Source organism: Pirellulales bacterium, assembly GCA_035656635.1.
Classification (GTDB): Bacteria; Planctomycetota; Planctomycetia; order Pirellulales; family JADZDJ01; genus DATJYL01.
In genome coordinates this window covers 1-11,508 of the sequence record DASRSD010000022.1, presented here as the reverse complement: position 1 = coordinate 11,508, position 11,508 = coordinate 1, and the positions used below count along the sequence as shown (strand labels likewise).

10 protein-coding genes are annotated in these 11,508 nt (G+C 53.4%); 8 read left to right on the top strand and 2 right to left on the bottom strand.

The genetic code is table 11. The features are described from left to right. Nucleotides 1–153 precede the first annotated feature (153 nt). From VFE46_01520 to VFE46_01510, 3 genes are all read left to right on the top strand, one after another. Nucleotides 154–1,431: a site-specific integrase gene (locus tag VFE46_01520; GenBank protein HZZ26658.1), complete on the top strand. Its 1,278-nt coding sequence runs from the start codon at nt 154–156 to the stop codon at nt 1,429–1,431. 326 nt (nt 1,432–1,757) lie between these two features. Beyond that, on the top strand, nt 1,758–1,919 hold the full coding sequence (locus VFE46_01515; GenBank protein HZZ26657.1) for a hypothetical protein: 162 nt from the start codon (nt 1,758–1,760) through the stop codon (nt 1,917–1,919). 171 nt (nt 1,920–2,090) lie between these two features. Then, entirely contained in the window at nt 2,091–2,417 is a 327-nt protein-coding gene (locus tag VFE46_01510; protein HZZ26656.1) for a hypothetical protein, read from the top strand. Nucleotides 2,418–2,432: 15 nt separating this feature from the next. On the opposite strand, the gene VFE46_01505 is transcribed toward VFE46_01510, so the two are convergent. Beyond that, entirely contained in the window at nt 2,433–3,977 is a 1,545-nt protein-coding gene (locus VFE46_01505; GenBank protein HZZ26655.1) for a TolC family protein, read from the bottom strand. A gap of 592 nt (nt 3,978–4,569) precedes the next feature. Between VFE46_01505 and VFE46_01500 the strand changes: the two genes are divergently transcribed. Further along, nucleotides 4,570–5,262 (top strand): hypothetical protein, encoded by a 693-nt coding sequence (locus VFE46_01500; GenBank protein HZZ26654.1) that lies wholly within the window; start codon nt 4,570–4,572, stop codon nt 5,260–5,262. Between the two features lie 199 nt (nt 5,263–5,461). Here VFE46_01500 and VFE46_01495 read toward each other — a convergent pair whose 3' ends face one another. Beyond that, nucleotides 5,462–5,917 carry a hypothetical protein gene (locus VFE46_01495; protein ID HZZ26653.1) on the bottom strand — a complete coding sequence of 152 codons (456 nt, stop codon included), beginning with the start codon at nt 5,915–5,917 and terminating at the stop codon, nt 5,462–5,464. A 405-nt stretch (nt 5,918–6,322) separates the two neighbouring features. On the opposite strand from VFE46_01495, the gene VFE46_01490 reads away from it, so the two are divergent. The 4 genes from VFE46_01490 to VFE46_01475 form a co-directional block, all read left to right on the top strand. Further along, on the top strand, nt 6,323–6,721 hold the full coding sequence (locus VFE46_01490) for a hypothetical protein (protein HZZ26652.1): 399 nt from the start codon (nt 6,323–6,325) through the stop codon (nt 6,719–6,721). 104 nt (nt 6,722–6,825) lie between these two features. Then, nucleotides 6,826–7,350 (top strand): cation transporter, encoded by a 525-nt coding sequence (locus VFE46_01485; GenBank protein ID HZZ26651.1) that lies wholly within the window; start codon nt 6,826–6,828, stop codon nt 7,348–7,350. A 155-nt stretch (nt 7,351–7,505) separates the two neighbouring features. Further along, entirely contained in the window at nt 7,506–9,629 is a 2,124-nt protein-coding gene (locus tag VFE46_01480) for an efflux RND transporter periplasmic adaptor subunit (GenBank protein ID HZZ26650.1), read from the top strand. 9 nt (nt 9,630–9,638) lie between these two features. After that, a partial coding sequence (locus tag VFE46_01475) for an efflux RND transporter permease subunit (GenBank protein HZZ26649.1) occupies nt 9,639–11,508 on the top strand: 1,870 nt, incomplete at its 3' end.

Here is an 11,508-nt window from a genome sequence, read left to right as displayed (position 1 = left end):
GGCGATTCGGATAGGGCGGCGCGTGCTATATGCGATGACGGACATTCAGCGATTTATCGAAAGCCAGCGCGTGGGCTGTAAATTAGAGGTATCGATAAAGGGGGTGGTGTAAAGATGGCGAGTATCAGCAGAGAACCAAACGGCAGACGCACAGTGCAATTCATTGGGGCCGATGGCAAGCGTCGGTCGATTCGTCTTGGTAAAGTCGCGCAGCGCACGGCAGAAGTAGTAAAGCTGCGCGTCGAGTTGATTGTGGCCGCGAAAATAGCCGGCCACGCCATTGATGACGAAACAGCCCGCTGGCTCGCGCAGCTCGAAAAACCGATGGCCAACAAATTAGCCAGAGCCGGTTTGATTCCTGAACGTGGAATCACCGCCCTTGGCAAATTTCTCGATGATTACGTCGCACAACGGAAGGACGTAAAGGAAGCCACCAAAGAAATCTGGTCGCAACCAATTCGCAATTTGCGTGCTTTCTTCGGCGAAAACCGAGATATGGCGAGTATCACAGAGGCCGATGCGGAAGACTTCAAACAGTATTTAATCGCCGAAGAGTTGGCATCAACGACCGTGCAGAAGCGATTGCAATTTGCCTGTACGTTTTTCAAGGCAGCCCGCAAGCGGAAACTGATTCCCAGCAATCCGTTTGAAGGTGTTACGACTGTCGCGGTGCTGTCAAAAGATCGGCAGCGATATATCACGGTTGAAGAAATCGAGCGCGTGATTGCCGTTTGCGACCCTCATTGGCGCACGATTGTGGCGCTATGTCGTTTTGGCGGTTTGCGCTGCCCAAGCGAAGTGCTTTCACTCCGCTGGCAAGACATCGACTGGGAACATGGTCGGATCGAAGTGCAATCGCCGAAAACTGAACATCACCCCGGCAAAGACAGCCGTACTATTCCGCTCTTTGCGGAACTGCGGCCCTATTTGGAAGAGGCGTTTGAGCTTGCCCCAGAGGGCGCAGTGTATGTTGTAGGCGGACCGTACCGCGAATCCGCCCTAACGGCCAAAGGTTGGCGCAACATCAACATGCGCACTCAGTTTGAACGCATCTTGAAACGGGCGGGTTTGAAGCCTTGGCCACGTTTATTCCATGCTTTGAGAGCCAGCCGCGAAACGGAACTCGCCAAAAAGTTCCCCTTGCACGTCGTTACCGCGTGGTTTGGAAACAGTCAGCGGGTCGCACTCAGGCACTATCTACAAGTTACCGACGATGACTTTGAACGCGCGATCGGAGGCGGTGCAGAATCCGGTGCAAAAGCGGTGCAAAACACGGTGCAGCAACCAGCCGCACCGGAAAGCAGCGATGAGCAAGAAACGACACAAGCCCCTGATGACGCAGGGGCTTGTGCGAATTCCGACGATTCATTGCTAGAGCTTGCGGGAACTCAAGGCGGAGGGCACGGGATTCGAACCCGCTTCAAATTCTGAAGTAAACGATAACACGTGCTGTATTTACGTCAACTGCGATGAGGGCTGCGCTGTAAATGCGCTGCATTCTGATTTCCTCAAATGTCTCGAAATGGCATTAAATGACACCGATCTGCAAAGTCTCATTGAAGCATGGGAACGGTTGCCAAATGAGATTCGCAAGGCGATCGCAGTGTTGATTAAGGCTAACGAAACAAGATAAAGTTAATAGCAGTTCCTTCAATTCTTCAAAGCGAGCCTGTACTTCCGCCCATGTCGGCGGCACACCTGCTTTAGTCGACATAGTTTGTGCCTTTCACTATCAGAAATGATGTTTCATTTGCGCTATGCGTCACCAACAGCGTCGGTTTTTCGCCGGCATGGAGATGGTGGTGATTGCGCGGATCGTTCGCGGAAATGACGATCCAGCAATTGCTGCCACGCTTTCTGCGGCCGCATACCCACAAGCAGCCGCCACAATGATTATTCCCATCCGCAGGAGAATTTAATTCTCAATATCCCGACCCAATCACAGAGAAGGTCTACGAGCCGTTCTTCCGAGACTGGGCCGAGCGGTTTTCGCGGCTGCGCATTCTTCAGCAAGGAAAGGTTCACGTTTACCTGGTCTATATCGCGCTGATGGTCGTGTTGGCCTTGGCCTGGGTGCCGATTCGCAAGTTATGGGGTTCGCCATGAGCGGAGACTTGATCCTCCTGGGAATCGTCATCGCTGCGTCGAGCGGGCTGACGGGCCTTTGTTTCGAGCGGACGTCAACGTGCGGACAATGGTTGACAACAGCGTTGGCCACGATCGGGGCAGCGATTGGCTTGGCAGGTGTTGCAGCGTTTTGGGTTACGAGCGACAGTTCGCCAATCGTCCAGGCGTGGGCAATTCCCGGCGGCGAATTTAGTATTGCGGTGGACGGGCTGTCGGCAGCGCAGAACAGAAGATACGACACTCAAGCCGTGAAAATTGAGCCCATTCTTTTGGTTTTTCTGAATCTTTAACCCAGCGCGATTGTATCAATTTGGTGAAGGTGCTGGCACTGCCTCAATCCCTTGCGACGACGGTAGCGGGCCACCGATGGCACGTTTCAGCGATGCGACGCGCTGGTGATATTCTGCCAATACCTCTTGATGTTTCTCGCGCACATCGATCAATTGGCGTTGAGCGACCGCCAAGTCGAGGAAACTCGATTTACCCACATCATAATTGGATCGGGCTGCGGCGACATTTTGCTCAGCGATAGGGACTAATTTGTCGGTGTACAATTTCAGAGCTTGCTGGCTTTCGTATACCTCAGCGTAGGCTTGCTGGACTTCGTATTGAATGTCTAGAAGTTTCTGATCGTATTCCGCCCGTTTCTGATTCACTCGGTCATCGGCCTCACGGACTCCGGCGCTGAGCCGCCCATAGTAAATCGGCAGGTTCACTCTGGCTCCGACTTCGCCGCGCAAATCACCCTGGGTGCTTGCTGGCTGCCAGTAGGTGTCGTAATGGCCGTATACCTCTGTGTCGGGATAGTATTGCTTCTGCGCCAAACAAAGATCGGCCTGGCGTGCAACAATTTGGCTGGCAAGCGACGCCAACTCAGGACGCTGGCCTGCGGCGATTTGTTGGAGTTGATTCACATCCGGTAAGCCGTCGGTAAATGAAAGTTGCCTCGGCGGTGGCGGCAGGGCTGTATTTGTTGGTTGGTGCAGCAGTGTATTGATGCGTGCCATTGCCACCGTTTTCATCCGCTCCAGCTCAAGCTGCCGGCGCTCAAGTTGCGTAAGTTCCACGTCAGCTTGCAGAATGTCTTGTTGGGTGACTTGATTGGCACGATATTTCGATTGCGCGGTGTCACGGAATTGGCGCATCACATCTGTATTCCAACCGAGTAAGTCTCGTTGACGGGCTACGAGATAGTAATCGTAGAATGCCAGTTCAGCGGTTTCGATCAAGCGCAAGCGAGCATCCTCTGCGTCCGCATATGCAGAACTCGCATCAGCTTTCGCGGCCCGACCCCGTGCAGCACGTTTGCCGAACCAGGGAAACTTTTGCGATAATTCAAGAGTGTATGCGCCTTCGACCGTGCTTGATCCAAGTGACGCCGGTGCCAAATTAGCGTTGAACATCGGATCGTCCAGCGCAACGACCTGGGGATAACGCTCGGCGGTGGCCTGGGCAGCGGCCATCATCGCTTGCAGCGAAGGATTTCGAGCCTGCACTTCGGCCACGAATTCAGCCAAACAGAATTCCATTTGCGCAGGAGCTTGCGGAAGTGATTCGGCCCCCTGCACTACATTTTCAGTTGGCTGCTGATATGACACTTGGGCAACCGTGGGATAGACGGCAGATATACCGTCTGGCGGTAACGGCAACACAGCAACCGCCTGTTGTTGCAATGATGTGATCGATGGTTTTTGTACGGCAATGGTCGGTGTAACAGGCATGGCGCGCGAGTCGTCTGGCGACGTGTTCACCACCTGATGCGAACAATTCGAACATGTTTGCGTGGTGCGACATCCAGCCATGATTGCCGCTACGCAAACGCAGAATCCCACCATTCGGACAAGCGACATGACGCCTCCATGCGTTCAAGGCGGGCCGGGTTAGGCTGGCGGGTTAGCGTGAAGCGCGTCGGAAACGACTGCGCTGTCAGGATTCATCGTCACGACCGTGCAAATCGTATGAACAAATGTCGAGAATGCGACCTTTAGTTAGCGGCGCTTCGCTCTGAGCTACGGCAAAGTCTGCCCATTTGTTACGCATTAAGGGGCACATCAAGGCGGCGAGTCGCTTGGTTTGGCATCCGTGATTCAGCGCTTAAATCTATCCAGTGCAAATGGTTGCGATATGGACGCTTTGTAAATCACAGCGCAATTCCGACTTGGCATACCGCTAGCTAATGCAGGGACAGACCCCTATGTGACAAAGACTGTATAGCGGACGAAACTCATTATGCCCCATCGGCTAAGCATATCGACAGCCATCTTCGTTATGGCCGTCAGCCTTGCGGGGCAAAGATTACTGGGCGCGGACGATCCATCCACCTGTAAGTGCCCGGCCAATTGCTTATGCTGTGAAAAATGTTCTCGCTGCGGTAAGTGGTACGTTGTCGAAACCGAAAACTTCCAAGCGTGTTGCCTTGATTCGCAATCGACCGCGAAGCTGTTGGCAAAAACCGCTGAGGCTCTCCGCATAAGCTTACAAACGAAATGGCTTGGCGACGATTCCCAAAAAACATGGACACCCAAGTGTCAAATCGTACTGCATCCGAATCTCGACAGCTACATCAGCGCTTGTGGACGCGGAAGTGAGCATACGGTCGGCTCATCACTGGTCAAAGCCGAAAACGCAAGAATTGGCAGCCGACGAATTGATCTACTAGGAGATCGCCCATATTTCTTGACAGCCGCTTTGCCGCACGAACTTACTCACGTTGTGATAAAAGATTGTTTCCCTTCGATTACTGTGCCACGCTGGGCTGATGAAGGAGCGGCAATACTGGCCGATACCGATGCTAAGCAAGGCCGCCATCAGAAAGACCTCGAAGCTGCACTCGTCCGCAACACAACTTTTGACCTCGCCGCACTTATGACGATGGAAACGTATCCTCGCCCGGAGCGTGTTGGAACATTCTATGGTCAAAGCGCGTCTTTGGCGGAGTATCTGATCGACCAAAAGAAGCCGGCTCAATTTGTAGTATTCATTCAGCGGGCAACCGCGGAAGGCTATGATGCTGCTCTTCGTGAATGCTATGGCATTTCCGACGTGCGAGAATTGGATCGCCAGTGGCGGCGGCACATAGATTCAATTGCGACCGCAAAATCAGGTTACGGCTCTACTGTGTTAGCCTCGAAATAACCACATTGCTAGTCATCGAATAAGTGGACGACTGTTGCTAGGTATGGTACGACGGTCTGTTACCCAGCTAGGATTCGCCAGAATTTGCTAATAAACCACGGAATAATTGGCAAACTTTAGGCAAACTAATGAAATGAAAGGTTTTATGCCGAACAGGATCAATGATTAGCGAACTGTAACCGAGGATCAGTTTTGACATCTAAACCAGCGACCCATAGAATTTGGGCGTTCTGACCTGCGCAACAGGTGTTCGTTTATGGCTGGCAAATTCCTCAATCGCTTGATCCGTCGTCGCTTTCAAGCGGCGGTGATTTGGGCGATGGTGCCTGTTGCGTTGATAAATGGTCGAATGGTTTCTGGCTGCATGAGTCCGACCGGGCACTTTGAGCCTGGTTGTCATTGCCAAGCCATGCAGGAAGCGAGTGCCTGCGGCCAAACGAAAACCAATATGCCTTGTCAGTGCCATTGTACTTGCTGCCACGGAGGCATGTGCTGTTGTTACTGCAAAGGCAAAACGAATTGTTGCAATTCGGTGGCAAGCAATGCAGTCCGCGTTCACGGCGATGGCGTGCAAAGCGGCGACCATTGCCGGCCATTTTCGACATATGCTGTGACCCCGGTCGTCAAAACAGCCATGCAGGTTGCGGATGTGCATCAGTTGGCGGACATGGCTGTGGTTTCGGTCGATCTGCCATTGTCCGCAATATGGACAACCTTCACTCAGATTACTGAGTTAAATACCGGGCCTCCGCCCGACAATCTTGTTGTCGCTCTACATCGTTTTCTGATTTGATTCTTCCGCGCGGCAACTTTCTCTTTGCCGCGCTAGCACGACGCAACTACGCGACGCTGATAGGCTGCCAAAAACAGTCTGCATCACGTGCTGATAGTGCGTTCGTCTCCTCCGACTTGGTGGAAATCGGCTCGCCGAACTCTGCAAGTTGTCAGTCTAAGCTCAGGTTAAACCCTGAATGCAAACTGATTTTCGACTGCTTTAGTTTTTGGCTGACCCGACGTGGGTCGGCATCTCATTAAGGTTTTCAACAAAAGGCGGTGCAATATGAACACACACTTCAAAAATGGTTTGATGGTGGCGGTTGTAACAGGACTGTCAATCACGGCAATTGGTAGCGCGATGGCACAAAGTTACATGGATGGTAGTTCTAAAATGCGCGGCGACTACGGCCAGATGTCGCGCAGCCAGTTGCGGCCAACGTATCAGGCAGCTGCGCCGGCGCAGCAGCGAAGCTTCTCGTACGAGCCTACTCCGGTGACTGCTCAACCCACACAGCCGGGCAGTGCGCAAGGTAGTGTGGCTCAAAGAAGCACGCAGACCTATCGCGCTTATTCTTACGAACCTAATGCTGGAACGTCGAGTGGCACGATGCGAAGCCGATCCGGTTCGACCCCATTGTGGGCATTGCCGAAGAGTGATTCACGCAAGTTCGGTGGTCAGTAAGTAATGTGACTCCGTTGTGTCCCGGTCTGGCAAATCGCCAGACTGGGACTTTTGTAATGGGTGTTGTTCCCGCTGTTTCGTTTCGCCAAAAATGAGGATTTCCCATGACGAAGATTTTTCTCGCCAGCGCAATCTTGTTGTCTCTTGTCGCATTGATCCGGGCTGCTGATCCGGCCAAGTCGGACACCAATAAAACAACGTCGGCGACCTATCTGATTACAGGTCTGCACTGCCCGCCGTGTACTTCGACTGTTGAGAGGTCATTAAGCAAGGCGCCTGGCATTCACTCAATCAAAGTCGATTGGAACACAAAGAATGCCAAAGTCGAGTTCGATGAATCGACTCTGCCGGCCCAGAAAGTGGCTCAATTGATCGCTGCCACCCCGCACATGATGGGACCGAGTATGCACTACGACAGTTGGTTGGCGCTGAAAGCCGCCGATGTAAAAGATGATGCGACGGCAAAGGCAGCCAAAGAGGCCCTGGGCAAAGTGGCAGGCGTAAAGAAGGCGGAAGCGTTTCCGGCTCAGCACATTGTCGAGATTCAATTTGCTTCTGATGGAACCGCAACCAGCGCTCAGTTGATCGAAGCACTGGCAAGCGCCGGCATCCACGCGGAGAACTACTAAGCGACCAATGAGATAGATTGGGGCAGCCGTGCCGGGTTGGCGGGTTAGCGCCTGTTTTGGCTGGCTCGTGTCACGGCTGCCCTTTACTTCTCCTGGAGCAAACACGGTTCAAATAATCAGTTTTCAATCTGTTTGATTTAACGGCGAGTATTCCCATGTACCAAGACGACAATGGCCACCCGGATGGTCCGGCTGAACGAATTCCCAATTTCAGTGATGAAGGTGGCTTGCGCGCCCCTCCTCACCTTAAAGGTTGGCGAAAGGCATGGTGGTGGTTCGACTTTATTGTCCTGGTGAACCTGGCGCGGTTGCGGTTCATCGCCATCCTGGTGGTAATCGGCGCGATCATCCTGCATTGGGACACGCTCGCTGCTTACTACGACAAGTGGACGCGCCCTGAAGGCGCTACGGATGTCGCCGGCGCTGACTCCGGTTATGAATACTATTGCCCCATGCACCCGTCCATTGTGCGTGACAACAACAAGGAAGTCTGTCCGATCTGCTTCATGCCCCTAACCAAGCGTAAAAAGGGAGAAGCTACTGCGAAGGCGCTACCAGCGGGCATAGTCAACCGTGTGCAACTTTCGCCCTATCGCGTAGTTTTGGCCGGCGTTCAAACCTGGCCAGTCCAGTATGTATCGCTGACCAAGGACATCAAGGCAGTTGGCTACATTGAATTCAATGAGCGTGGACAAAAAACGGTCGCCGCTCGCAGTGCTGGCCGGATCGACAAGCTATATGCCAGCGAGACCGGGCAAATGGTTAACGCGGGCGATGATTTGGCTCTGATTTACAGCCCTGATTTAATGGTTACCATCCAAAACCTGATTGAGGCAAAGCACAGAGGTAACAATGACCTCGTTGAAAGCGCCCGCGCACGCCTGAAATTGTTGGGCATTGACGATCAGCAGATCGACGAATTCTTGGCGGCCAACAAGGTCGATACGCATGTGCGAATTCGTTCGCCACTCAGCGGGCACGTCATCAACAAGTACGTCAAGGAAGGACAATACGTACAGGAAGGGATGCCGCTATATGATGTCGCCGATCTCTCAACGGTGTGGATTCAGGCCCAGGTTTACGAAGAGGATTTGTCATCGCTGCCCGCAGGCTATGAACACGGCCCGAAAGACCCTAATGCGCCCGGACTGGAAGTTACCGCAACCACGCGGTCATATCCCAACGAGCCGTTTCACGGCAGATTGTCTTTCATCTATCCACACGTCGATCAAGACTCGCGCACGATTACTGTGCGGTTTGAATTGGCAAATCCGGGTCACAAGCTGCGACCGGGCGGTACGGCAGAAGTCGCCATCAAGATTCTGCCGAAGGACCTGCCGGCACTGGCCGATGCCACCAGTGATCCGCACGGTAAGGAAATGCTAGAGCAAGGCAAGGCGCTGGCGGTGCCTGAAAGCTCGGTCATCGACACTGGCAATCAGAAAATTGTTTACCGCCAGTCAGAGCCAGGGGTTTATGAAGGTGTTGAAGTGTCACTGGGACCGAAAATGACCAATCCCGATGGAGCGGTTTTCTATCCGGTTCTGCACGGCTTACTGGAAGGCAATTTGGTGGTCACCAGCGGATCATTCCTGGTCGATGCTGAAACGCGACTTAACCCGGCGGCTGGATCGATCTATTTCGGCAATTCCAGCGGCTCGAAAGACACTTCGAGTGTAAGTAATGTCCGTCCTTCAACGCCGGATGACCCGAACGCGAAAATCAAAGCCGCACTCGCCAAACTCTCGGACGAGGACCGCAAGCTGGTTGAAGCTCAAAGGTTCTGCCCCATTCTGACAAGCAACCAACTCGGCTCAATGGGTCCGCCGGTGAAGGTGATGGTCGATGGCCAGCCAGTGTTTCTCTGCTGTAGTGGTTGCAAGCAAAAGGCGCTGGATAATCCCACGGAGACATTGGCTAAAGTTGCCGAACTAAAACAGAAAACGTTAGCCGAACCCGCTGGGCACGACGCTGTCGCTGCTCCTGCACCAACGATGGCAGAAAAACCGGAAATACCTTCGGACGCCGTGAAGGAATCGGAAATCAAAGAGGCGCTAGCGAAACTTTCGCCGGAAGATCAAAAGCTCGTCGAGTCGCAGCGATTGTGTCCGGTAACGAAGAATCGTCTGGGCTCGATGGGCGCTCCGTTCAAGTTGATGATTGAAGGCGAGCCAGTGTTTCTGTGCTGTGATGGCTGCAAAGACGAAGCCCTCAAGGACCCGAAAGCCACACTGGCCAAGGTTGCCCAGTTAAAACAAGCGAATTCAGCGAGCAAGTGAGCAATTCAAATGATTGAACGCATCATCGAACTTTCGATCCGCAATCGGTTTCTGGTGTTGATCGCCGCCGCGGCGCTGACCGTGGCCGGCATTTATGCCACGCTGAACACACCGGTCGATGCCATTCCTGATCTTAGCGAAAATCAGGTGATCGTGTTCGCGGACTGGATGGGGCGCAGCCCGCGTGAAATCGAAGATCAGGTTACCTATCCGCTTTCGCTCAAGTTACAGGGCTTGGCCGGGATCAAAGCCGTGCGGTCGTCGTCGGAATTCAACTTCTCGATGATTACGTTGATCTTCGACGACAACGTGGATTTCTATTTTGCGCGTGAACGTGTTACTGAAAAACTCGGCCAAGCAAACACCTACTTGCCGCCTGGTGTCGTGCCATATTTGGCTCCCGATGCCACGGCGCTGGGACAGATTTTCTGGTATACGGTGGAGGATAGTCCGAGTAACCCGATTGATTCAGGCCGCCTCTGGGCGCTGAACAAGTTCTACATCGCGCCCGGATTGACGTCGGTTCGGGACGGCGGCGTGGCTGATGTCGCTGTGGTTGGCGGCACGCCGTTGGAATACCAGATCGACGTGCGGCCCGATGATTTACGTGCCTATGGTATCACACTCGGCGAGCTTTATGCGGCGGTGGGCAAGAGCAACATGCCCGCTGGCGGCGGCGTCGTTCAGAAAAACAACGCCGAGTACATTGTCCGCGGTGTCGGCTGGATCAAGGACAAGCAAGACATCGAAAACACTGTCATCAAGGAAATCAAAGGCACACCGATTTATGTTCGCAACATTGCTTCGGTGCAGCTTGGCACGCAGTTTCGTCGTAGCGTGTTTGAAAAAGATGGGGACGAAATGACAGGCGGTGCGGTGCTGATGCGCCACGGTCAAAATCCGCTGACGGTGACCGAGCGCGTCAAAGAGAAGATTGAAGAGCTGCAACCAGGCTTGCCGGCGGGTGTGCATATCGTGGCCGCTTACGACCGAACGCGGCTGATTCATGGAGCGATTCACACGCTGACCGAGGTGATGGGCCACGAAATGCTCATTGCTTCCATCGCTATTCTGCTCATCCTAATGCACTTCCGCAGTGTGTTCGTGATCTGTGTCACCCTGCCGCTGGCCGTGCTGTTTTCATTCCTGGTGATGTGGGTCCTGCGAACGACCGGCATTATCGACATTCAGGCCAACATCATGTCGCTGGCGGGGATTACAATTTCGATTGGCATTTTGGTCGATCAGGCCATCGTGATGACGGAAAATGCCACGCATGAATTAAAGCAGCACTTTGGCGATAGAAAGGTAACCGGCGACATCCGGGAAATAGTGATCAAGCCCTGCCGCACAGTCGGACGGCCAATCTTTTTCTCCGTGATGATAATGCTCTTGTCGTTTATTCCTGTGTTCATGCTCAGCGGGCGCGAGGGGAAACTATTTCACCCCTTGGCGTTCACCAAAAGTTTCGCCATGATCGGAGTGGCGCTCATTTCGGTCACGCTGGTGCCGGCGCTGATACCGACATTTATCAAAGGACGCCTGCGAAGTGAAGAAGAAAATCCCATTGTCCGTAGTTTCATCAACATCTATAAGCCGTTGCTTACCTGGGCGTTACCCCGGCGAAATCTCGTGATGTGGATGTTCGCCGTTTTGTTGATATTGGCTGCCGGTATGTTCCCGCTTCAATCGGTAGTTGGTCAGGGCGCGTCGGAACAAGCGTGGCAAACGGCGTTTTTATTAGTCTTTGGTTTAGTATCCTCACTGACAGTGATCTTCATCAGGGGCAACCGCGAGCACAGTGCTGGCGCGGGGCTGCTGTTGCTGCTAAGCGGCTGCGCGTTGATGGCCCTAGCCGGAAGATTCGCATGGTTGTGGA